Source organism: Allocoprobacillus halotolerans (assembly GCF_024399475.1).
GTDB lineage: Bacteria > Bacillota_I > Bacilli_A > Erysipelotrichales > Coprobacillaceae > Allocoprobacillus > Allocoprobacillus halotolerans.
On record NZ_CP101620.1, the window covers coordinates 134261 to 155034 of the forward strand.

Below are 20774 nucleotides of genomic sequence, written 5' to 3' on the forward strand. Positions count from 1 at the left end.
CATCACCCCTTTTTGTATTGCTTTGCAGTCGCAACAAGCGTATTGTCTTCTTCAAACATCTTGTATGTCATTTCACCAGCAAATTCATAATGACGATGATCAAGCATGATCTGACTAATCTGCTTGTCTGTATATGTTTTTCCATCTTCAAATCCATAATTGGAAACATCTACAATATGGCCTTCAGTGTAAAGACTAAACGGATAGACATATCCATTTTCTGTAGTAGGTGTTTTAGCTTTGCTTGAATTGCTCGTCTTAGAATAAATCTTTTTGTCCTGTTTTTGAGCTACAGGCTTCGCCCCAGCAACGTTTTTCTCTTTTTCGACCTGTTTATCATCTTTTGTGTTTTTCTGCTCCTGCTGCATCATTTTAATAAAATCAATTGCCATTTTCATTTCCCCTTTCTTTTTCCTTTAGCTTCATAGCAAAGTATTCTGTTCTTTTTCTTTTCTCAAATTCATCGCGGTCAGACTGATTTATATAAATTGCTTCTGCAAATGGTGCATACAATCTTGTGTTTTGTTCATGGCATAGCATAATGTCTTCCCTGCTTGGATTGCCTCTCAATATCTCAATCAGCTTCATTGCTTCATCTTTCGTCTTGAACTTGAATGGTATCAGCTGATCATGAAAACGAACATGAATGATTATGCAATCCTTTCTGACCATCTTTTCGACTATGAATGATTTATCAACCTCTTCAAGTATTTCATGAATGGATGGAACATACTTGCTCTTTTTGACCAATCTCTTGATGGATAACAGGACTTCATTCTTTGAATACTCGTCAAACATGATTTGCCAGGTAGCAATCGTTTCATCACTGTCATCAATCTTTCGTCCTTGATAGACAGTCTTCATGAAATTTAGAATTTCCAAAATTTCAGTTTTTTCCAAAATCCTAACATCCCCCTGATAAAAGAAATCAGTCTGGTCTGCTGTGACTTTTTTGGCTTCCTACTCTATAACATAGTTAGCAAATATGCAGCAGCACTGCTTTCTTTATTTTCTTTTTTCTTTTATTTCTTTAATATAGATGAAGTGTCCGTATTACGTACAGTAAGTGTACGCCGCACGTACGATAAGTGTCCGTATTACGTACAGTAAGTGTCTGTGTCACGTACACTTACTCATCAAAATTTCTATTCATGATAGCCTGATAAAGATCGTATTTCAGTACCCTTACAGTTGTAATTCTTCCATTTAAACAATAATCAATTGCTCCATCATCTTTTAGGATTTTCAGACATTTGTATAATTTATCTCTACTGATGCCGAGTATATCGCACATCTCTTTTTTTGTCGTTTCAAATGTTCCTGAACGAAATTTTGCAATCGTATTGTCCTTCTTGACATATTCACAGTGCAGGAGGCAAAAGATGAAAACCTGAAGCACATATGGATCTCTGAAATACTTCCAATCTTCAATTTTACGATAAAGCTTTACGTATCCTTTCTTATCCTCCTGCATAATGAACTAACCTTCTATAAGAGCATAGCGAGAAATTAAATCCTCAATAACATACTCTTTACCTGTTTCCATAAAATTAAATATAGTTTGTTCTTTGTTTGGATGTGCGCATATGACACCAAATCCAGATATTGAAATATCTCCAAAGTTATCTTTATATATCTCTTTGACACCTACTTCATGCCAGTAATTTAGCAATTCCCATTCCAGAGGGCTGACATATATTCTCTCTGGTACTTCTTCTAAAAGTTCTTCTTTTGTAAAAGGAAGATTTACATTTTCATCTATATTTTTAATGGTAATGACTATTTCTTGTGATGGTTCTTTATCTATTCTTCTCACTTCATAATTAGAAATTTTTGTTTCGTTTTCTATCAATAGCTTCGTTACAACATTCATATTGATTCCTCCTATGCCATTGGATCATCATCTAATGATTCCATAACAGGTTCTTTTGCAAACTGATTAACACCAATTGTTGGACCAACAGTTTCTTCAATCTGCTGTGGCTCTTCAGGAGTTACTGTTTCGTTATCGATGACATCTGGATTATCAACATATGATGGCTGTAATTCTTCATTGATAACAGCCTGATCAGCTTCAATGGCCTTTTGCATTTCCGTTGACAATAAAGCGTGCTTTGACAATAACTGTCTTAGCATTGTCTTTTTGGCCATCTCATCAAAGTTCTTGTACCAGAAAGAAGAATATTTCCATAATTCGTTCTGTGGAATTTTTCCTGCCTGAAGTTCTTCTAACTTTTTCGCGCTGAATGCCTGAGAATACTCATCTGCATGTTTGATCATCTTTTCCTTAGACCAGTATAAACGTTTGATATATCCATTCTTCATCTCAAAATAGGCCATATAGCCAACAACAGGAAGATTTTCTCTAACAGCATCATCATCTACAAATTCGAATTCCGGCTTACCAGTGAGGCGATTACGTCCCTTGTATTCTCCTTCACGAATTTCAATAGCATCAATGTCAACATACTCTCCTGTTCTAATGGCCAACTGAAGATAGCCTTTATAACCAATCTGGAACTGCGCTTCCTTGCAGCCTTTCTTTTTATTATTAAAAGGAACCATATAGAAATATCCCAATTGAGGGCTTGGCTTAAGATGTAAGCTTTGCCCCAATAATGCTGCACTGATGATTGATTGTGAGTCACATTCAGCAAGTGTTGGATTGTTATTGACTGCACTTGTAATGGATGTAATGAACTCCTGTGCATCTGTTCTACCAACCATCTGATAGATCTTTGTTCGCATGATATTTGATTGAATAAGATTATTAAATGCCTTTATTCCATTTTTAGGTGCACTCTTTGCTTTTGTTAAATTATTCTGTACCATTTTCTTTTCCTCCTATTTTCTTTCATATTTGAAGTCCTTAAACATCATTGATAATAATTTTAAAATATTACTGAAGGTCTTGATTACTCCAAATGATCCACTGAATGAATATGTATACTCATATGTCTTTCCTTCAAATTTCTCTGGCGTTGGAGCAATTTGTGCAAGAATCTGATGATCATTTCCTTTTGCCAATACTTCACCAGTCTTTTCATCTGTTAGCATTGTAATGTTTGATTGTTTATTTTGTTCCTGTGAAGTGTTTTCTGCAATTTCAGTATTTTGTTCATGGTTTTGCATTTGCTGCTTAGAAACGATTTCCTGAGCCTTTTTATCAGCTTCCTTTTGCACTGCATTCTTTATCATTTCAACATCACGATTGATTCTTTGTTGAACATCAGGCATGGAAGTTCCTTTTTTATACAACTCAACATATGTGTCAGCATTCAATTGAGCATCCAACCCATGTGCAATAGACAACTGAGTCACCGTTGATTTAATTGTTTCAATATCTTTCTGTTTCTGATTATAGAGTTCAACGATTCGATTTAATTCAGCGTTGATTTCATCTGTTGTCTTTTTGGTTAGATTTCCAGTTTTGGTAAACGCAGATGCATTCGTCCATGATGGCTTGAAAGTAAATTCCTTTCGTGTATCATCGTCAAGCATTTCTTGCTTGATCAACATATCCAATGTTGGATTGATGGTTGTTTCCATCATCTTTTGTTTCAATGCCTCTTTTTCCTTTGCTTCAAATCCTTTGATTTCACTATCCAATGGACCAACAACATCATCAATGGCTTTGATAATATTTGTCATGGCATCATAAACTTCATTAATTTCTTTCAAAGCTTCATTTTTAATGTTCTTTCTATTTTCAGTGATGATTTTCTTCTTATTATTCAAGTCTGCGCGTGTATCAGTTAATTCTTTGAAATTATCCTGTGTAACAACAATGTTTTTGTATTTGTTGATTGCGTTAATGACTGTATCCTTGAATTCAATGACATTCCCTGTAATTGTTGCAGGTGTTATTGTACCCACTTCTAATTGATTCAGCGTTTCTGCCAAAGAAAGTTCATTTTTCACTTCTTTCACTTCAGTTTCCACGATGTCTTCCATTGGATCAGCAACCAGATCATCTTCAGGTGGTCTTATGCTTGCAGCATCATCACCGAACAAGCTTCTCTGTTCATAGTTTTCTGCTTCAGGAAAAGCTTCATTGAATTCTTTGATTGAATAATTCATTCCAATGTTTGCTGGATGATCATATCCTACAAACATTCCAATATCATCACGATAGAATGCTACACGTTTATTCGTTACATCTGTATTCAACTGTGTCACAGGTGTTCCGTCCTGAAGGAATAGGTTTTGTATACCCATCCATTCCTTAAGCTTTAAAAATTGTTCCTGGCTGTCAACTGCAATGGCTGACGTACATCCAAGAAATTCATTCTGTACTTTATTTAACTGCATTTTCTTTTCCTCCCTCGATATTTATTCCAAATGCTCTGCACCAGTATTGAGTTCTAGCATCATGAATATTTCTGTCTTTTTCATACCATTTCATTTGCTGTAATACTTCCTTAGCACATTTTTTACAATAAACTTCATTCAATATTGGAATCAGAACAAACTTTTCATTTGCGATTGGTTTCAGACATTCCCCACAGATTGGATCTGGATTCAATGTTGCATTTACAAATTTCCAGAAATCCACATTTTCTATATAAGAAATGCCATTATCTGTATACTTCAATTTCTGCATAATTTACCTCTTTTTTTATCTAAAGTTCATCTTCATGAAAGGTGGCGAGTGTTATCCTCCAGCATCTTCCAAAACTTCTTTTCTTCTGTAATGATATACTGCATGTCTTCAATCACATCTTCTTTATGTATCGTGATTTCTCTTGTTTCCTGGCCATCCTTATAGGCAAAATCAAGCAATGCATAAATAACCGCTTTATCAAAACCTGTAACAATCAGGTAATGCAGCACTTGGCAATAATAAGCATCAGGTACTCTCTCAATCCATACACCCTGTTCATTATCCCAGTAGCCCCAATCATTAAGCATGTCTCTGTTCTGAATGGTTGTCGTCTTGATTTCAAGAACACACTTGTTTTTCTCCTGATCCAGGAGCGCTCCATCCAGATTGGCATTCATGAATTCATATTGTTTTGATTTCAGTGATATGCTTTTTGTATTGATTGGAATATATTCTGGATGTAATGCAAAGAACACATCAATTAACGGTTGCTCAAGTCTATTCCCTTTTTCGATAGCTGTATTTGTTATATGTTTGGCTGCTGAGTTACCTTTTTTCTCCATGAATAGTTCATAAGGAGTCTTATATTTATTAATGTTTAGGATGATTGAAACTTCACTTCCACCTATTCCTGTCTTGCGCTGTGATAACCATTCTGGTGACTTATCAACTGTTTCATAGACATGGCATTGATCAAAGAAATCATTTAGCTTCATGCGATTCCAACTCTCTTAACTCAAGCATGATTTCACTGCGTCTTTTGAAGTCATCGTGCGTGAGATGGTCCTTCATATCTAAGACAAATAATTCCTGTTCTAATTCTTCTTTTTGGTCACATTACCCCACTCCTTTCACACTAGCCATAATTACAATAATCACCGTTGCTATAGCAATTGCTATTGATAAAAAATACGGATATAGCTTATCTCTCAATGGCAATTCCTGATAAGGTACAACTAAATCTGGTCTACTCATCTTCATCGGCTTCAACCTCTTTTCCAAATAGCAATGTTGTCACAAATACCAACGGTCCACATACCAAAGATGAATTTCCTCTGCTGAAAAACGTCAAAACAGCAAAGAATATCATCAATCCAAACAAAACATGCTTCATCATCTTGATTTCCCCTTTCTAACCACCTATAATAAAGATGATTAATTTTCACTTTTAATTAATCTTTGGTCGATGTTGCCGCATCGACTTTTTCTTTTGCTTCTTTGGCCAAAGTGTAATTACTTAAATTCATACCTTTGTACTTCTCCTGAAATTCCAAGATTTCATTTTGACTGAACTTCCAGCCTTTACCAAGAAAAATAGGATTGAGTATTTTTAATGTAATGAAATTATTCAATTGAACTGTAGAAATCCCTAAATCATCTTTCACTTCTTCAGCTCTCAACATTCTGGTCTGTCTGATGACTTCCATTTCACTGTTCACCTCCTTTCAAGAATTTTATTGATATACCCTAGTAAGTAGCCAAGCATCATGCTATCCGTAATTTCCATATCATCAGGAAGTTCATATTCCTCTAACATTTTCTGTTGAATATCTTCAATGTTTCTAACCTTTTTCAAAAGTTCTAAGATTTCTTTATTTTTCATAACTTTCCCTACTTTCTGCTTTTAACTCCGTTTTTCCGGTGTTAAAATACTATTTTTAAAAACTTCAATTTTCAAAATCTGCTAAAATAAACTTGTCGATAATCTTTACTATTTGTTTGCTAAGCTCACTTTGCTATAATTAAGTTATAGAAAGTGAGGTGAATTAATATGAACTCTGATATAGAAGATATAGTTTCAATTTGTCCCCACTGTGGTAAAGGAATAAAACCAAATCTTATATTTAATACAGAGTATGCCAATGGTCTCAGCAACAATCATACAAAATGGCTCGCTGTTATGCAGTGTCCAATTTGTAAACAATATTTCTTCGTAGATCAATTAATTCTTAGTGATTACTATGGTGATTTCGATCAAATTGTAAATTATCATGTTTATCCAAAAGTAATCCCTGAAGAAATAAATTTTGATAGTAGGTTGAACGATTTAATCTCTCCAGATTTTTGTACAGTATATAAACAAGCATTAATTGCTGATAATGAGGGATTGAATGAAATAACAGGCTTAGCATTTCGAAAAGCTTTTGAAATATTGGTTAAAGACTATGCAGCATATCTCAATAAAAATATAGATAAACAGGAAATACTTAAACTAACATTAAAACAAACTATAGATAAATATTTTAAATCATCTGAATTTGAGCCAATATTTAGAAAAATATCATGGCTGGGTAATGATCATTCACATACTTTTAATAAGCATGATGATTATAACGTTAATGATTTAAAAAGATTTATACATGCCTGCATATCTAAAATTATTAGTCAGCTAGATTTAGAAGAACTTAATAACATAGAATCAAAGAACAATTAATTTTGTTCTTTTTCTATTTCTTTTACAGCTTTTAAAAAATCAATATGAGATCCTATGAATTTAATTAATAATTCAAGCCATTCTATATCATTTTCTTTTTTAGAAAATCAGTAATATCTTTCTTATCCATGGCTTTCTCTCCCTATTTTTACAACATTACTCATAAGTCAATCACCCTTTCTTTTTTTGTTTCATTTTTATGGCACATTCTTTTTAAAAAAATTTACATTACAAAATATAATGTTTTCAAATGGTATTCCAACTATGTTAGAAAATTTTAGAGCTTCATCAACATAAAATCGAGTTTCCCCTTTTTCTTTGTTAATATAAGCATTTTCACTCATACCCAATAATATACTCATTCTTTTTTGGGATATTTTAGCTAACCCTCGAGCTTGTTCAACTGTGTATTTTTCCACTATATCGCTCCTTTCTGTTCCATTTTTATGGCACATACATATATTATCATCTCTCGTTTGTTTTTGCAACACTTTTTTGGCACAATTTTATAGTTTTATGTTGTAATGTACCATTTTTTTGATATAATGTATTTAAAGAAGGTGAGAAAATGGCAAAAATAGATATGATGCTTTATAAAGAAATTGGGAGCATATTAAAAAGAGAAAGAACATTACAAAAGATAAGTCTTGATACGTTAGTTGATAAGATTGGCAATATAAAAACAAAAAGTTCTTTAAAAAGATATGAAGATGGTGCTTCTCGAATTGATATGGATACATTAGAAATAATTTGTAAAGCGTTATGTTTAAATTATGCTGATGTTATACGAGAAGCAGAAGAGAAAGTACAGTTTTATTCAAAAAATGATAGTTTAGGTAATTACGAAGAAAACGTTGAATACCTTAAAGATAACTATCCAAATCTTATTGATCTGTACAATGAGATACATGCAAATGATCAATTAGTTATTTTGTTTGACAAAGCAAAGAAATTAGAACCACAGGACTTAGCACAAATATTAAAGATTATCGACACATTTAATAAAGAAACTAAGTAAGGTGTGATAATTATGAGCTTTGAAGATTTTCTACGTTGGTATAACATTAACTTGAAAATCACAAACATGCCAAGCTACGTTAATGGCTTTGCATATTACAATGGGAATGAATATCTGGTTATTATCAATTCTAGGTGTTCATCATACCAGCAGCAAGAAACTTTGGTGCACGAAATGATACATATCTTTGAAAATCATTTTTCTTGTCCTGCTGAGTATGAAAAAAGATGTGAGCAAGAAACTCACATGATGGTAAAGGATTTAAAAGAAAATTATATTTTAAATCAATAAAGCACAATTAGTGTTTAAAAATACAGGGGAGGATAAATTGTTATGGGCTTATTCAATAAAAAAGAGCTTAAGAGGATAGCTGAATTGGAGGAACAATTAGAATCTTTGGGAGCTAAAGAATATATTGAAATTCAAGACCTTACCAAAAAAGCTAGAGAAGAATACACAAAGTTAAATGAAACCATTTCATTAAGCAATCAAGAAATAGAAAAATTACAAAAGCAAATAAACGAAAAAAACAGACAATTGAAGAACTTGATTTTACAACTGAATTAATAAACGATTTTGGTTTATATGAACCAAAGTATGATTTTTCAAATAGCGAAGAATATTCCGAAGAAATAAAGAAAATACGTGCAAAGCAAAAAGAAATGATAAAAAATAAAACAGCATTAAATTGGTATGACAGTTGGACATTAGATGGCAGCAAATCAAAAGGAAGAGCAATGAATAACGATAATATGAAAATGTATCTTAGAGCTTTCAATAACGAGTGTGATGTCTTAATATCAAAAGTCAAATTTAACAATTTTGATAAAATCGAAGAACGAATCAAGAAATGTGTTCACGCATTAGATAAATTAAATCAAAGAAATAAGATATCAATGACAAAAGCATATTTATCTTTAAAAATTGATGAATTGCATTTAGTTCATGAATATAATTGCAAAAGACAGGAAGAAAAAGAAATATTAAAAGCTGCCAGAGAAGAAGAACGCGAAAAAGCAAAATTACAAAAAGAAATCAACGAGGCCAGAAAAAATTTCAAAAGAACAAGCTCATTATGAAAAAGCAAAAGAACAGTTACTAATTCAACTAGCTAATTCTCCGGATTCAGAAGTAGAAGATATAAAAAATAAAATAAAAGAACTAGATATAAAGTTAGAAGAAATAGAAAACAATTTAAAAGATATAGATTATAGAGAAGCCAATCAGAAAGCTGGATATGTTTATATAATTTCTAATATTGGATCATTCGGTGAAGGTGTATATAAAATAGGCATGACTCGTCGATTAGATCCCCAGGATAGAATAGACGAACTTGGTGATGCATCAGTACCTTTTAAATTTGATGTTCATGCAATGATTTTCAGTGAAGATGCTCCAAAATTAGAAGCCACATTACATCATGTATTCGAAAAAAATAAAGTAAACATGATAAATGGCAGAAAAGAATTTTTAGAGTTCCTCTTGAAGAAATTGAAAAAGTAGTAAAAGAAAATCATGATAAATTAATCAAGTTTAAAGAAATACCTGATGCTGAGCAATACAGAGAGTCACTCAAAATAAAACAACTTATTAATGAATAAATAAAAATGTCCTAAGCCCACACGAGTAACTTAGGATCATCTACATTATAACAAAAAAACTCCCCTGCTGGCAACAGAGAAGTTTAAAGTGCACTGGCAATGCACTAATGTAAAAAGACTTTAATTGGAAATTTAGGTAAATTAAAATGTTTAATGAATGTCCTTTTACGTACTCAATTTTACCATAAGAGCACGTCTAAGGCAAATACAAATGAAAGGACGTGTTTTTATGAGCATTAGAAAAAGAGAAAGCAAGAAAGCAAAGAATGGATATGTTTTTGAAGTATTTATAAAATATGTAGACTATGCAGGAAACAAGAAAAGAATATCTAAGAGCGATTTCTTACAAAAAAGGAAGCTCAAATCTATGAAGCTGAAAAAAGAAAGAAATCAGCGAAAACATCAATATAAAGACCAAGAAATATACTTTTAATGATATTTTCAATCTCTATATAAATAATGATCCATTTACAAAGGACTCAACCAAATATTGCAGATTGTCTACTTACAATAAACATCTAAAAAATACGCTAGGTCCCTGTGACATATCTAAATTGGATTATGAGTATATTCAAAACTTCTTCAATGAAAAAGCAAAGACTGAAACAAAAACATTGATAGAAAACATATACAGAGTTGTTAATGGAGTTTTTACGTATGCATATAATAATAACTATATAATAAGGAAACCATATGTAAAGCTTAAACTAAATGGCTTAAAAACTTTGAAAAAGAAAAATACAATCACAATAGATGAGTTTAAACAATTTATAGATAACTATAGTCATCCAAATATAAACAAAAAAGTTGAATATGATAATTATATTGTTGCACTATATATTGGACTATATACTGGTATTCGTTTAGGTGAATGCCTGGGAATAAAAAAGAAGATGTGGATATGATCAACAGAAACATTTCAATTAACAAGCAGCTTCAGATCATAGGAAGTGACATAAGAATATCTGAATTGAAAACAAATTCAAGTTACAGAAAAGTTCCAATATCGAATGAACTGTATGAAATTTTAAAAGAGCATTTTAAAAAGTATCCTGAAAGTGAGTTTGTCATATGTGATAAAGATATGGGATGTATGTCACCAAGAAAGATACAGAAATCAATACAAAGAGCTTCTCAAAAGCTTAACATTGATTTTCACTATCACATGCTTAGACATACCTTCATCACCCAGTTGTATAACAATGGGGTCGATATAAAAGTAACACAATTGTTAGCTGGTCATTCTAGCTATAAAACAACCGCTGATATTTACACAGAATTAGACAATGAAAAGACAAGTAATTTTCAGACAACCAATCTTTATAATTAATTATTTTCGACACCATTTTTGACACCTTTTTAGCAATATTTTAGATGCATACTTATTAAACATATACAAAACAACTATATAAAATTAGGTATTTTATAAATAAAATGCAAATATTCTTGTGAAATAGACACAAAACAGCTATTAAATACAAGATTGAATTCACTTGTTTTTGGTATGGGTAACAACCCTATGGTTGGAGCAACTGTTGCTGTTGCTGTAGCTATCGAAGAAGCTTGTAAATAATTAGGTATTTTCTAAATATTGCGAAAAACTCTGATTTAATCAGAGTTTTTTTGTTTTTATGGCACAGTAAAAATTTCGGATTATATTAAATAAACGTGTTAAAACTTTATGAAACTCCTAACGATTTTTTCAGTTACTAACAGGTTACTAACAGGTTACTAACACAGTTACTAACAAATTACTAACACGTTACTAACAAACTAAAATTTAAATTTCTTTCTGTTCATCGATACTTTTTTAATCAACAACAAGTCTGTTGGTGCGTGGTGGGAGCATTTCAGACTTAGTGAGAGTTTTTCGGTTACTAACACGTTACTAACAAATACATTTTTTTGATACTTATACGTCGCTATATTTTTCTTCAAAATTTAGCACTCACGTATAAGTTTTTTTATTCCGTAAATTATGATTTCTTAGATATTTTTCTTATATTTTAAATATACTAATAATCAATTTATTATTAGTAAGAAAAAGTATCCATCATCAAAAATTACATAGCCAGTCTTAGCACTGGCCATGAGAAAGGAGGTAAATTTATATGGCAAAGAAGTGCAATGTAATAGTAGTTGCAAATCAAAAAGGTGGAACAGGAAAAACCACGACTACTGAAAATGTAGGCATAGGTTTAGCTAATCAAGGCAAAAAAGTATTAATGGTAGACTTTGATCCACAGGGAGATTTATCTGCTTGTTTAGGATTAAAGAATACTGATGATATGGAAAACACTATATCAAAAGCAATGAATGATATTATCTATGATAAGAAAGTTGATTACAATAATCTAATCATTCACCACGAGGAACAGATTGACTTAATCCCAAGCAACATTGAACTTGCTGACTTTGAATTAAAGCTAGTAAGTGTCATGAATCGTGAACGTGTTCTTGATATGTGTCTTAGCCCTCTCAAACAACACTATGACTATATCTTGATTGACTGTCCCCCTTCTCTTGGGATGCTGACAATCAATGCGTTATCTGCTGCCGATAATATTCTGATACCTGTACAAGCTCAGTATCTTCCAGCCAAAGGAATGACTAAGTTACTGAATACAATCGGCAAAGTAAAACATCAAATCAATCCAAAGGTCGATATACTTGGTGTTGCTATCACTCTTGCTAATATGCAGACCAATTTGGGAAAAAGTACAGTGGACACAATTAGAGAAAATTATGGAAAACATATCAAAGTCTTTAATTCGATTATTCCTATTGGTGTTAAAGCTGCTGAAGCCAGTGTATCCGGAAAAAGTGTATATCAGCACGCAAAAGACAGTAACGTGGCTAAAGCTTATGAAGATTTAACTAAGGAAATCACAAAAATTGAAAGGTCAAAACATAAAGGTACACCAGAAAGATAGGAGTTGAAATATCATGAACAAATTTGATTTAGGACTTCCTAAATTTGAAGATACTCTTTTCTCCACTGAGGAACAAAGACAGGAAGCCAGACTTGAAAAGGTCATGAAAATTCCTATCAGTGAAATTCATGACTTCAAACAGCATCCTTTTCATGTCCGTATGGACGAGGACATGGTAAAACTGATTGACAGCGTAAAAGAAAATGGTGTCTTAATGCCTGCTCTTGTCAGACCAGATAAAAATGGTGGATATGAGATGGTATCAGGGCACAGGAGAAAATTTGCGTTAGAGCAAAATGGGATAACGGAAATCGACGCTATTGTAAGAGAACTTGATGACGACCAAGCAACCATCATCATGGTTGATAGCAATATTCAACGTGAGCATATTCTGCCAACTGAACGTGGATTTGCCTATCGTATGAAATTAGAAGCAATGAAACATCAAGGAAAACGTAATGATTTAACTTCGTCCCAAGTTGGGACAAAGTTAAAAAGAGCCGATGATATGTTGGCTGAACAGGTTGGAGAAAGTAGAAATCAAATTCAACGATTTATTCGATTAACATACTTGGTTAAAGAATTAAGAAATATGGTTGATGAAATTCATGAAGATGGATTTACTATCGCATTGAATCCAGCCTATGAACTATCATTTCTTCAAATCAAGGAACAAAACGAACTCGTTGAAGTCATCAAGGAAACTTTAGCTACCCCTAGTCTTGCTCAGGCTCAGGAATTGAAACGTAAAAGTCAAAATGAAGAGTTATCTAAAGATATGATGATGGATATGTTACTGGCGGACAAGCCAAACCAAAAGGAAAAAATAAGTCTCAAGATGGAGGAAATTAATAAATATTTTCCAAAATCCTATACACCTAACCAAAAAAAGGAGATTATTCTCAAATTATTGGGTGAATGGCATAAAAAAGAGAAAGAGAACATTCTAGATAATTTATATTCACACATGTGAATGATAAAATTGCAGAATTATTAAATTTCAGCGTATTCATGGGGGTAGTACGCTTTTTTTCGTTGCCAGTCGTGACTGTTTTTCCCCCTAAAACCCCCTTAACATTCCGAAAGGAATCACCTTTGGACTCTTAAATTCACTTTATATTATAACTAACTCATTATATATAGAAATACTTATATGATTTCATACATTTGTTATAAAAAATAGAGTTATCTATAATCATAACAAGAGGTGATTGTTATGAAGAAAATATTAATAGCATTATTTATCATAGGTTTAGCTGTTTATCTAACTTCAGATAGTGAAGAAAAGCAAAAACGTAAAGAATATAACGTTGAACAAATAGAAAAGAATATTGCACCATATATAAATTAAATCAAAATTAAATAAGCAAGATATTAAAGGCATCTCAAACATGAGGTGTCTTTTTTGTTGGAAAGGAAATATAAATATGAAGACTAAAATAAGATCTCCATGTTCATTCTTTTTATTTAAAACACTACAAATAAAGAATAAAAATACAAAGGAGAAGAAAAATGTTAGATAAAATAAAAACAATAACAAAGAAATCAGTTCTTTGCATAGCAAGTGTCATGATGTTAATGAATGGACTTGTTACAAATGCGTTTGCATTAACTGGAACAACCAGTTCAATTCGATATAAGGATTGGATTCTTATTGATCCTACCGATGGAAGTGAACATGGAACAGAGGGATACTTGTTGGTTGACAATCAGCCTGTATTCTGTGTAGATTACTTTACAACTTTTCGTAACAACAAGAAAGTAACAGCTGGAACATATAAAGATATTGGTATCAGTGAAGAAAAGGCAAAGAGATTGTCTTTGATAGCTTATTATGGAACGAAAGTTGCAGGAAGAACGGATAAGGATTGGTACGCAATCACTCAGGGACTTCTTTGGAGAGAAATTCATGAAAGAGATGATCTGGAGTGGGTGAGAACCCCAACAGCCTACACTTATGCAGAGGTTCAGCAAAAGTGGAAAGAAATTCTAGCTGATGTTGATAAGTTTTATATGGCTCCATCATTTGCCAATAAGACACACAACATTGATGCAGATAAAACATTGACCTTGACTGATACAAAAGGTGTCTTGGAAGATATGGTAGTTGTAGACGATGGTGGTCTAGATGTTAAGATCAGTGGAAATACGTTAACTGTAAAAGGTACATCATCTATTACCAAAGCAAATATTGTATTGAAGAAAGACATTCCTGCAAGTGAAACTGGAGTCAGCATTTATTATACTGCTGATGACTGTCAAGCAGTTGCAAGTTTCAAAATTGATGATGTCATGCAGACTTCAATGAAAGTGACAGTCAATCAGTTTGGAAAGCTTGTACTAACAAAATACAATGATGATAAAACATCTACAATTGCTGAAACATCTTATCGCATTACTGGACCAAATGATTTTGATGAAACACACACAACTGATAAAAATGGAAAAATCAAATTAGATAGATTAGTTCCTGGTGAATACAAAGCAGTAGAAACAAAATCTGCTAATGGATATCTTATCAATGTAAGTGAGAAATCATTTGAAATAAAACCAAATGAAACAACTTCTATTGAATTTACCAATAACGAACCAACTGGAAAGATAGAATTAACAAAATCCATTGATTCTTCTAAAACAAATGGCTTAACTGGTGATGCAACATTGGAAGGCAATACTTATGAATTGCGTGCCAAAGAAAGAATCACAAATAAAGCTGGAACAAAAACATATTATGAAAAAGACGCTTTAGTATCAGCAAAGAAAACAAACAAAGATGGAAAAATCACTTGGAATGATCTTCCTTTAGGTAATTATTACATCAAGGAAACATCATCAAATGATTCATTGGTTTTAAATACTTCTATTATCAATGTTTCTCTTGAGTATCAAGATCAGACAGTTTCTAAAGTTGTCAAAGAAGCAGATACATCAAATCGTGTCAACATGCAAAAAATTCAGGTGTTCAAATCAGGTGAAAAAGATGGAATTTCTGGTATTGTAAAAGGACTGCAAGGAGCAGAATTTACATGGAAATTGAAAAGTGAAGTCAATCATGTAGGATGGGATAATGCTACAACCTATGCAGTAATTACTACTGATGAAAATGGTCGTGCAACAACACCGTATCTTCCTCATGGAGAATATCTAGTCAAAGAAACAAAGACTCCAAAGGACTATATTACTGCTCCAGACTTTACAATCAGTGTGACTGATGATTATACCGAATATGAAGATATTGAACAAATCAAGATTATTAATATCAACAATAGACCTTTCACTTCACAGGTTAAATTAATTAAAGTTGATGAAGAAACAGGAAAGACAGTCACTTTAAATGGTGCAAGTTTCAAGATTAAGAACAGCGAGGGTAATTATGTTGTTCAAAAAGTTGCTGGACAAAAAATTGATACTTTTACAACGAATTCTAAGAATCAAGTAATTACTTCTTTTGGTAAATTAGGAGAAGTGACTTTACCGTTAGAATTGGATGCAGGAACATACACGGTGGAAGAAATCAAGGTTCCTGATGGTTTCCTTGAATTGGAAGAACCAATTACCTTTACAATTACAAATCAGCACGACTATGACATGGATGAAGATGAAACTCCTATCTTAACAATTAAGGTAGCCAATGCTCAGCCTAAAGGAAAAATCATCATCAATAAAACAGATAAGGAGACTGGTAAAGCCATGACAGATATTGAGTATCTGTTGACTGCAAAAAATGATATTGTTTCTGGAATAGATGGCTCTATTCTTTTCAAAAAAGGAGAAACTGTTGCTAAAGGAAAAACGGATGTCAATGGACAAATTATTATTGACGATCTATTCATGGGTGAATATGAATTAAAGGAAACATTGACAAATGAAGGGTATGTTTTAGATGAAACTGTTCATGACATTATCTTCAAGGCAGAAGATACAACTACTAAGGAATATACTCATGAAATCAATGTCACTAATATTGCTCCATATGGACAGATTAATTTATTTAAGACTGACAAGGATACAAAAGAACCATTAGGTGGCATTACATTTGAATTAACAGCAAAGGAAGATATCTATTCATTAGATGGAAGAAATACATTACTGTATAAAGCTGGTGATAAAGTATCGGTAGATATTTCTGAAAACGGATTATATGTAACCAACGAACTTGGAGAAATCCATATTGGAAATCTTCCATTAGGAAAATATGAACTGAAAGAAGTTCAGACTCTTGAAGGATATGTACCAAACGATACTGTTTATGATATTGATTTAAGCTATGATCATAGTGATAAAGTCATCTATACAAAAGAAATCAACGTCATCAATGAAAAAACAACAACTGAAATTTCTAAAGTTGATGCAACTGATGAAAAAGAATTAGAAGGTGCTCATTTGTCGTTAAAAGATAAAGATGGCAACATCGTTGAAGAATGGGTTTCAGGCAAAGAATCTCATATCATCAGAGGGCTTTTGGTTGGCGAAGAATATACACTTCACGAAGACTTAGCACCTATTGGATATGCGACAGCCAGTGATATAACTTTTACAGTCAATGCTGATGGAACTCCAACAAAAGTGACTATGAAAGATGAAATCACAAAGGTAGAGGTATCAAAGGTCGATGCAACAAATCAAAAAGAAATCGAAGGTGCCAAACTCACTTTGACTGATAAGGAAACAGGAGAAGTGATTGAACAATGGACTTCAGAGAAAGAACCACATAGAATCGAAGGGCTGGAAGTAGGAAAAATTTATATCCTACATGAAGATCTTGCCCCAGTAGGATATGAAGTTGCCAGTGATGTGGAATTTACTATTGCTGATACTGGAGAAATTCAAAAAGTTATTATGAAAGATCAACCTAAGACAACTGTTGTGAAAACTGGAGATGATTCTCAAACAGGATTATATCTAGTAGTCATGGCAATGGCAGGAATCGCAACCCTAGTGATATTAAGAAAATCAAAAAAAGATGGTGACATGAATGAACAGTAGCCTATGGATTATAACAGTAACATTATCAATCATGATAGCTGTTTTAGGCATCAAGATATATGTCAAAGTCAAAAGACAAAAAAGAAAACTCATTGAAATGAAACAAAAACAATAACAATCTATTTTAAAAGCAGGTGGCATCATTGCTGCCTGTTTTTAAATACTTAAACAAGGAAAGGAATGAAAACTATGATTTTTAAAACCAAAGTGGAACATATAGAAAAGGTCCTCAATGAAATAGAAAATTCAAATCTATACGAATACCCACATATTGATTTTATTCTTGTCAAGGAAATCAATGGAAAAGATTATTATGCAGCTGGTATTTCAAATGAAATCAATCCAGATGAATCTTTTCTATTTCGCCCAAAAGCAAGAGCTAAATCAATTCCCATTCAAAACCTTCGCTATGAAAAGCAAGAATACAAAAAATTGTTTAAAGAATGTATTGAAGGTTATGTTCTTCAGCAAATGCAGAAGGGTTATAAGATTATCTATATGTCCATTGACTTTCATATTGAATTATGGGGATTTATAGACAATTATTATCACAGCATTGATATTTTTGATGATGGTCTCATTTATTATATGTCTTTCTGTTATGGAATTGGTCTTACTTCTACTTTTTTATCTCACTATAGCTGTGGATATTTTCCAGATTTCATTCATGATTTTTTGGGTGAAGTCACATTTGAATCATCTAAGGAACTAGCCGAAACCATTATAGAAAGTAATAACCGTATGATCACTTCGCTAGAACTCAGAAATGAACTTTGCTACAAGATTCTTGATAGGAGAACTGAAAATGAAGAAAGAAGTTAAGGATTTCATCAATAATTCCTATCAAACATTTAGAGATAAGGAAGAATCCGATATGGTCATCAGTCAAGTTCTGTCACTTAAAAATGAAGATGGAACAATTGGATTTCAGGCAATAGCTGTATCTCAAAATGATCCTGATGAAATCAGATGCATTCGTGAAAATATTCAAGGAAAATCAGAATATATGAAAATTCTTGAATGGGACTATAACATAGAGGACTATCTATTGGATGATCTTGAAAATGGGTTTGAGATAGAATATATGACAATAGATGAGCATTGTGGCATCTGGTACACCATCGATAACTGGCGTGACGACATTTTTCATATGGAAGGACTCCAGAAATATTTGTCTTACTGCCAACAACATGAAATCACTTCACAAGTCATTTCATTATATAGTTCAGATCACATAAATATTTTTGATCTTTATCAGGAGGCAAACGGACCATATAAAATTATTGCTGAAACAAGTATTGGAAGCAGAGCGATTGTTCTAGGACATAGCTCTATCTCCCCATCACCTTATGTGACATGGGATACTACCCCTAACAGAAAATATGGATATTATGCTGGTCACTATTTTTCAAGTTACACAGATGCTTTCAAGGATTATAGAGAGCGATGTCAAGTCATCATGAGCAAACATCTTGAATTTGAAAGAAATAAAACAAAGCCAATCAAAGGAACAAAGAGATATGAGCGATGAAAATTCATTCAAGATGATATTACAGAATGATGATAAAAAAGTATATATTGACCTTTCAAAAGGATATGATCATGTTTCTAATTCCCTACGCAAGTTAGGATATTATCCTTATGATGTTAAATTTATTCATGTAAGATTCAAGTTTACACATCAAAGTAACGAAAATTTAAAATATCTAGCTCAGATTATTGATAAAGATGATTACATCATGGACGTATTTAGAGCATATCAATACCTTAAACATGAAAAAGGATTTGATAAACATTTAAGTGTGTTAATAAAAACACAGCAGGTTCATTCGATCAAAGACGTGCTGATTCAAGGAAATCTATATCAACTCTATAAGAACAGTAAAAACAATAATATACCCAACCTACAAAAGATAAAACTGGAAAATATAAGATTTCAGGAAATAACAATTTTCAATAAACCTGCTTTATTCACACCCTATCGAATTGATAGTAAAGATTTGCCTAAGGGGTTATACAAATATGAGTGTCAGTGTGATGATAATCAAGATGGAATAATTACAATGATAGGAAAATCTATTCGTGTTAATTTTTGGGGAACCATATTGACTACAAAGAAGATTGTATTACATCATGGATATAGAAATGTAGATGAGACTAAAGATATATTATTTAATGATTCTAAAAGTATCTTGATTCATGATTACTTCAGAAAATATCCTATCAGTAAAAATAATTATGTTCGTTAATATATATTGTAAACAAATTTTTTTATGAGATAATCAAACTAGATAAATTGAAAGTTATCAAGGTGTTTTTATGGAAGGAGTTGAAAATATGAATTTCTTCGAGATAGTCCTTACATTAGCAATTTCTTTGGGGGCAGTAGTGTGGGGTGTGAATATTTATAATCAAAAGGGTACTTGGTTTCTTGCTGGATGGAATACGATGAGTAAAGAAGAAAAAGCAACATACAATGAGAAAGCAATATGTCATTTGTTTGGAAAATGCGTTGTTTTCTGCGAATAGGAGCATTTCTTTTATTATACGGCAGCTTTAATCACAATGATTTTGTTTTATGTGTTGGACTTGGGATAATTGCAATAATGGTTATTCTATCAATTATAATACCTAAGATAAATCCTAAAAAATACCGTCAATACAAATAGTAATTTACCAAAAAGATTGTCAGTAATGACAGTCTTTTTTGTACGACAGGCAGTTATACAAATAAATTAGTTCAGTGCAACTAATCTATTTTTTTATTATATATTGACTTTTAACGATAACTACTATAAAATATAGTAGTGTAGTTTATAGTAGAAAGGAGGACATTAAATATATGAAAAATTATGACAATTATTTTCTTCCTGTAGATAATATGGAAGAAGCAAAAAGATACTATGAGGAAATATTGGGGTTAAAAAAGAAATTTGATTTCTCTGATAAGGGAATGGTTGCTTATAATATTGGAAATGAAGAACCTGCAATAATTTTAAAAGACAAAAATAAATTTGAGAATTTAAAGCCTACAATATGGTTTGAAGTAGAAGATGTTGCAATCTTCTATAAAGAAATGTTGAATAATGATATAAAATTTTTGAGTGAGCCTTTTAAAATTGGAACTGGTAATGCAGTCGAGTTTGAAGATCCATTTGGAAATAGACTTGGCGTTACAGATTATATTAAGTAAGGAGTA

Annotated in this window: 33 protein-coding genes and 1 pseudogene; 21 read left to right on the forward strand and 13 right to left on the reverse strand. The window is 32.1% G+C overall.

Translation table 11 applies throughout. The features are described 5' to 3' along the window. Positions 1-2: 2 nt before the first annotated feature. The 12 genes from NMU03_RS00840 to NMU03_RS00895 form a co-directional block, all read right to left on the reverse strand. Positions 3-392 carry a hypothetical protein gene (locus NMU03_RS00840; RefSeq protein WP_290140485.1) on the reverse strand — a complete coding sequence of 130 codons (390 nt, stop codon included), beginning with the start codon at positions 390-392 and terminating at the stop codon, positions 3-5. Continuing rightward, entirely contained in the window at positions 382-900 is a 519-nt protein-coding gene (locus NMU03_RS00845; RefSeq protein ID WP_290140487.1) for a replicative helicase loader/inhibitor, read from the reverse strand. Before NMU03_RS00845 ends, NMU03_RS00840 begins: the two co-directional genes overlap by 11 nt. 229 nt (positions 901-1129) lie before the next feature. Then, complete coding sequence (locus NMU03_RS00850) at positions 1130-1474, reverse strand: helix-turn-helix domain-containing protein (protein ID WP_290140489.1); 345 nt, start codon at positions 1472-1474, stop codon at positions 1130-1132. 6 nt (positions 1475-1480) lie between these two features. After that, a complete protein-coding gene (locus tag NMU03_RS00855; protein ID WP_290140490.1) occupies positions 1481-1873 on the reverse strand; it encodes a hypothetical protein in 393 nt (130 codons plus the stop codon). Between the two features lie 11 nt (positions 1874-1884). After that, on the reverse strand, positions 1885-2832 hold the full coding sequence (locus NMU03_RS00860) for a recombinase RecT (RefSeq protein WP_290140492.1): 948 nt from the start codon (positions 2830-2832) through the stop codon (positions 1885-1887). A gap of 12 nt (positions 2833-2844) precedes the next feature. Next, positions 2845-4311 carry a DUF1351 domain-containing protein gene (locus NMU03_RS00865; protein WP_290140494.1) on the reverse strand — a complete coding sequence of 489 codons (1467 nt, stop codon included), beginning with the start codon at positions 4309-4311 and terminating at the stop codon, positions 2845-2847. Continuing rightward, positions 4298-4603, reverse strand: a complete 306-nt coding sequence (locus NMU03_RS00870; protein ID WP_290140496.1) for a hypothetical protein — start codon at positions 4601-4603, stop codon at positions 4298-4300. The genes NMU03_RS00865 and NMU03_RS00870 overlap by 14 nt, the downstream gene beginning before the upstream one ends. Positions 4604-4635: 32 nt before the next feature. Then, the gene (locus NMU03_RS00875; protein WP_290140497.1) at positions 4636-5319 is read right to left on the reverse strand and encodes a lambda-exonuclease family protein; all 684 of its coding nucleotides are present in this window, start codon (positions 5317-5319) and stop codon (positions 4636-4638) included. Positions 5320-5440: 121 nt separating this feature from the next. Continuing rightward, a complete protein-coding gene (locus NMU03_RS00880; protein WP_290140499.1) occupies positions 5441-5584 on the reverse strand; it encodes a hypothetical protein in 144 nt (47 codons plus the stop codon). Next, positions 5571-5720: a hypothetical protein gene (locus NMU03_RS00885; protein WP_290140500.1), complete on the reverse strand. Its 150-nt coding sequence runs from the start codon at positions 5718-5720 to the stop codon at positions 5571-5573. The genes NMU03_RS00880 and NMU03_RS00885 overlap by 14 nt, the downstream gene beginning before the upstream one ends. A gap of 55 nt (positions 5721-5775) precedes the next feature. Further along, on the reverse strand, positions 5776-6030 hold the full coding sequence (locus NMU03_RS00890; protein ID WP_290140501.1) for a helix-turn-helix domain-containing protein: 255 nt from the start codon (positions 6028-6030) through the stop codon (positions 5776-5778). An 8-nt stretch (positions 6031-6038) separates the two neighbouring features. Next, positions 6039-6206 carry a hypothetical protein gene (locus NMU03_RS00895; protein WP_290140503.1) on the reverse strand — a complete coding sequence of 56 codons (168 nt, stop codon included), beginning with the start codon at positions 6204-6206 and terminating at the stop codon, positions 6039-6041. 168 nt (positions 6207-6374) lie between these two features. Between NMU03_RS00895 and NMU03_RS00900 the strand changes: the two genes are divergently transcribed. Continuing rightward, a complete protein-coding gene (locus tag NMU03_RS00900) occupies positions 6375-7037 on the forward strand; it encodes a hypothetical protein (protein ID WP_290140505.1) in 663 nt (220 codons plus the stop codon). Positions 7038-7234: 197 nt separating this feature from the next. Here NMU03_RS00900 and NMU03_RS00905 read toward each other — a convergent pair whose 3' ends face one another. Continuing rightward, positions 7235-7456, reverse strand: coding sequence for a helix-turn-helix transcriptional regulator (locus NMU03_RS00905; RefSeq protein WP_290140506.1), 222 nt, complete (start codon positions 7454-7456; stop codon positions 7235-7237). Positions 7457-7605: 149 nt separating this feature from the next. Here NMU03_RS00905 and NMU03_RS00910 point away from each other — a divergent pair, with 149 nt between their 5' ends. The 20 genes and pseudogenes from NMU03_RS00910 (at position 7606) to NMU03_RS00995 (ending at position 20768) form a co-directional block, all read left to right on the forward strand. After that, positions 7606-8055 (forward strand): helix-turn-helix domain-containing protein, encoded by a 450-nt coding sequence (locus NMU03_RS00910; RefSeq protein WP_290140508.1) that lies wholly within the window; start codon positions 7606-7608, stop codon positions 8053-8055. Positions 8056-8067: 12 nt separating this feature from the next. Beyond that, a complete protein-coding gene (locus NMU03_RS00915; protein ID WP_290140510.1) occupies positions 8068-8346 on the forward strand; it encodes a hypothetical protein in 279 nt (92 codons plus the stop codon). Positions 8347-8388: 42 nt separating this feature from the next. Further along, positions 8389-8622, forward strand: coding sequence for a hypothetical protein (locus NMU03_RS00920; protein WP_290140511.1), 234 nt, complete (start codon positions 8389-8391; stop codon positions 8620-8622). After that, the gene (locus NMU03_RS00925) at positions 8622-9134 is read left to right on the forward strand and encodes an SNIPE associated domain-containing protein (RefSeq protein ID WP_494337179.1); all 513 of its coding nucleotides are present in this window, start codon (positions 8622-8624) and stop codon (positions 9132-9134) included. The genes NMU03_RS00920 and NMU03_RS00925 overlap by 1 nt, the downstream gene beginning before the upstream one ends. Positions 9135-9348: 214 nt before the next feature. After that, positions 9349-9558 carry a GIY-YIG nuclease family protein gene (locus tag NMU03_RS00930; protein WP_435372919.1) on the forward strand — a complete coding sequence of 70 codons (210 nt, stop codon included), beginning with the start codon at positions 9349-9351 and terminating at the stop codon, positions 9556-9558. 327 nt (positions 9559-9885) lie between these two features. Beyond that, the gene (locus NMU03_RS00935) at positions 9886-10089 is read left to right on the forward strand and encodes a hypothetical protein (RefSeq protein ID WP_290140514.1); all 204 of its coding nucleotides are present in this window, start codon (positions 9886-9888) and stop codon (positions 10087-10089) included. A gap of 19 nt (positions 10090-10108) precedes the next feature. Next, positions 10109-10189, forward strand: a pseudogene (locus NMU03_RS17450) (hypothetical protein); the annotation flags it as partial. 21 nt (positions 10190-10210) lie between these two features. Beyond that, on the forward strand, positions 10211-10561 hold the full coding sequence (locus tag NMU03_RS00940) for a site-specific integrase (RefSeq protein ID WP_290140516.1): 351 nt from the start codon (positions 10211-10213) through the stop codon (positions 10559-10561). Further along, on the forward strand, positions 10528-10986 hold the full coding sequence (locus tag NMU03_RS00945) for a tyrosine-type recombinase/integrase (RefSeq protein WP_290140518.1): 459 nt from the start codon (positions 10528-10530) through the stop codon (positions 10984-10986). The genes NMU03_RS00940 and NMU03_RS00945 overlap by 34 nt, the downstream gene beginning before the upstream one ends. A gap of 153 nt (positions 10987-11139) precedes the next feature. Then, entirely contained in the window at positions 11140-11229 is a 90-nt protein-coding gene (locus NMU03_RS17455) for a GGGtGRT protein (RefSeq protein WP_353956643.1), read from the forward strand. Between the two features lie 538 nt (positions 11230-11767). After that, the gene (locus NMU03_RS00950; protein ID WP_290140520.1) at positions 11768-12589 is read left to right on the forward strand and encodes a ParA family protein; all 822 of its coding nucleotides are present in this window, start codon (positions 11768-11770) and stop codon (positions 12587-12589) included. Positions 12590-12602: 13 nt separating this feature from the next. Next, complete coding sequence (locus NMU03_RS00955) at positions 12603-13562, forward strand: ParB/RepB/Spo0J family partition protein (RefSeq protein WP_290140522.1); 960 nt, start codon at positions 12603-12605, stop codon at positions 13560-13562. A 243-nt stretch (positions 13563-13805) separates the two neighbouring features. Further along, a complete protein-coding gene (locus NMU03_RS00960; protein WP_255376276.1) occupies positions 13806-13940 on the forward strand; it encodes a hypothetical protein in 135 nt (44 codons plus the stop codon). A 161-nt stretch (positions 13941-14101) separates the two neighbouring features. Next, on the forward strand, positions 14102-17575 hold the full coding sequence (locus NMU03_RS00965) for a SpaA isopeptide-forming pilin-related protein (RefSeq protein ID WP_290140524.1): 3474 nt from the start codon (positions 14102-14104) through the stop codon (positions 17573-17575). Further along, positions 17565-17690 (forward strand): hypothetical protein, encoded by a 126-nt coding sequence (locus NMU03_RS00970; RefSeq protein ID WP_283092206.1) that lies wholly within the window; start codon positions 17565-17567, stop codon positions 17688-17690. Before NMU03_RS00965 ends, NMU03_RS00970 begins: the two co-directional genes overlap by 11 nt. A 74-nt stretch (positions 17691-17764) precedes the next feature. After that, positions 17765-18397 (forward strand): hypothetical protein, encoded by a 633-nt coding sequence (locus NMU03_RS00975; protein WP_290140526.1) that lies wholly within the window; start codon positions 17765-17767, stop codon positions 18395-18397. Continuing rightward, positions 18381-19106: a hypothetical protein gene (locus NMU03_RS00980; RefSeq protein ID WP_290140527.1), complete on the forward strand. Its 726-nt coding sequence runs from the start codon at positions 18381-18383 to the stop codon at positions 19104-19106. Before NMU03_RS00975 ends, NMU03_RS00980 begins: the two co-directional genes overlap by 17 nt. Beyond that, the gene (locus NMU03_RS00985) at positions 19048-19824 is read left to right on the forward strand and encodes an LPD28 domain-containing protein (RefSeq protein ID WP_290140528.1); all 777 of its coding nucleotides are present in this window, start codon (positions 19048-19050) and stop codon (positions 19822-19824) included. Before NMU03_RS00980 ends, NMU03_RS00985 begins: the two co-directional genes overlap by 59 nt. Positions 19825-19894: 70 nt before the next feature. After that, a complete protein-coding gene (locus tag NMU03_RS00990; RefSeq protein WP_290140529.1) occupies positions 19895-20104 on the forward strand; it encodes a DUF3784 domain-containing protein in 210 nt (69 codons plus the stop codon). Between the two features lie 313 nt (positions 20105-20417). Beyond that, complete coding sequence (locus NMU03_RS00995) at positions 20418-20768, forward strand: VOC family protein (RefSeq protein ID WP_087302310.1); 351 nt, start codon at positions 20418-20420, stop codon at positions 20766-20768. Positions 20769-20774: the final 6 nt, after the last annotated feature.

What these genes read in the sequence shown, in the direction of transcription:
- NMU03_RS00875 (WP_290140497.1), bottom strand. Translation starts at nt 5,319, where the DNA reads ATGAAGCTAAATGATTTCTTTGATCAATGCCATGTCTATGAAACAGTT.
- NMU03_RS00975 (WP_290140526.1), top strand. Translation starts at nt 17,765, where the DNA reads ATGATTTTTAAAACCAAAGTGGAACATATAGAAAAGGTCCTCAATGAA.
- NMU03_RS00945 (WP_290140518.1), top strand. Translation starts at nt 10,528, where the DNA reads ATGCCTGGGAATAAAAAAGAAGATGTGGATATGATCAACAGAAACATT.
- NMU03_RS00915 (WP_290140510.1), top strand. Translation starts at nt 8,068, where the DNA reads ATGAGCTTTGAAGATTTTCTACGTTGGTATAACATTAACTTGAAAATC.
- NMU03_RS00870 (WP_290140496.1), bottom strand. Translation starts at nt 4,603, where the DNA reads ATGCAGAAATTGAAGTATACAGATAATGGCATTTCTTATATAGAAAAT.
- NMU03_RS00970 (WP_283092206.1), top strand. Translation starts at nt 17,565, where the DNA reads ATGAACAGTAGCCTATGGATTATAACAGTAACATTATCAATCATGATA.
- NMU03_RS00840 (WP_290140485.1), bottom strand. Translation starts at nt 392, where the DNA reads ATGGCAATTGATTTTATTAAAATGATGCAGCAGGAGCAGAAAAACACA.
- NMU03_RS00955 (WP_290140522.1), top strand. Translation starts at nt 12,603, where the DNA reads ATGAACAAATTTGATTTAGGACTTCCTAAATTTGAAGATACTCTTTTC.
- NMU03_RS00930 (WP_435372919.1), top strand. Translation starts at nt 9,349, where the DNA reads ATGACTCGTCGATTAGATCCCCAGGATAGAATAGACGAACTTGGTGAT.
- NMU03_RS00850 (WP_290140489.1), bottom strand. Translation starts at nt 1,474, where the DNA reads ATGCAGGAGGATAAGAAAGGATACGTAAAGCTTTATCGTAAAATTGAA.
- NMU03_RS00860 (WP_290140492.1), bottom strand. Translation starts at nt 2,832, where the DNA reads ATGGTACAGAATAATTTAACAAAAGCAAAGAGTGCACCTAAAAATGGA.
- NMU03_RS00935 (WP_290140514.1), top strand. Translation starts at nt 9,886, where the DNA reads ATGAGCATTAGAAAAAGAGAAAGCAAGAAAGCAAAGAATGGATATGTT.
- NMU03_RS00900 (WP_290140505.1), top strand. Translation starts at nt 6,375, where the DNA reads ATGAACTCTGATATAGAAGATATAGTTTCAATTTGTCCCCACTGTGGT.
- NMU03_RS00980 (WP_290140527.1), top strand. Translation starts at nt 18,381, where the DNA reads ATGAAGAAAGAAGTTAAGGATTTCATCAATAATTCCTATCAAACATTT.
- NMU03_RS00855 (WP_290140490.1), bottom strand. Translation starts at nt 1,873, where the DNA reads ATGAATGTTGTAACGAAGCTATTGATAGAAAACGAAACAAAAATTTCT.
- NMU03_RS00865 (WP_290140494.1), bottom strand. Translation starts at nt 4,311, where the DNA reads ATGCAGTTAAATAAAGTACAGAATGAATTTCTTGGATGTACGTCAGCC.
- NMU03_RS00910 (WP_290140508.1), top strand. Translation starts at nt 7,606, where the DNA reads ATGGCAAAAATAGATATGATGCTTTATAAAGAAATTGGGAGCATATTA.
- NMU03_RS00960 (WP_255376276.1), top strand. Translation starts at nt 13,806, where the DNA reads ATGAAGAAAATATTAATAGCATTATTTATCATAGGTTTAGCTGTTTAT.
- NMU03_RS00995 (WP_087302310.1), top strand. Translation starts at nt 20,418, where the DNA reads ATGAAAAATTATGACAATTATTTTCTTCCTGTAGATAATATGGAAGAA.
- NMU03_RS00990 (WP_290140529.1), top strand. Translation starts at nt 19,895, where the DNA reads ATGGAAGGAGTTGAAAATATGAATTTCTTCGAGATAGTCCTTACATTA.
- NMU03_RS00890 (WP_290140501.1), bottom strand. Translation starts at nt 6,030, where the DNA reads ATGGAAGTCATCAGACAGACCAGAATGTTGAGAGCTGAAGAAGTGAAA.
- NMU03_RS00965 (WP_290140524.1), top strand. Translation starts at nt 14,102, where the DNA reads ATGTTAGATAAAATAAAAACAATAACAAAGAAATCAGTTCTTTGCATA.
- NMU03_RS00950 (WP_290140520.1), top strand. Translation starts at nt 11,768, where the DNA reads ATGGCAAAGAAGTGCAATGTAATAGTAGTTGCAAATCAAAAAGGTGGA.
- NMU03_RS00885 (WP_290140500.1), bottom strand. Translation starts at nt 5,720, where the DNA reads ATGATGAAGCATGTTTTGTTTGGATTGATGATATTCTTTGCTGTTTTG.
- NMU03_RS00920 (WP_290140511.1), top strand. Translation starts at nt 8,389, where the DNA reads ATGGGCTTATTCAATAAAAAAGAGCTTAAGAGGATAGCTGAATTGGAG.
- NMU03_RS00880 (WP_290140499.1), bottom strand. Translation starts at nt 5,584, where the DNA reads ATGAAGATGAGTAGACCAGATTTAGTTGTACCTTATCAGGAATTGCCA.
- NMU03_RS00895 (WP_290140503.1), bottom strand. Translation starts at nt 6,206, where the DNA reads ATGAAAAATAAAGAAATCTTAGAACTTTTGAAAAAGGTTAGAAACATT.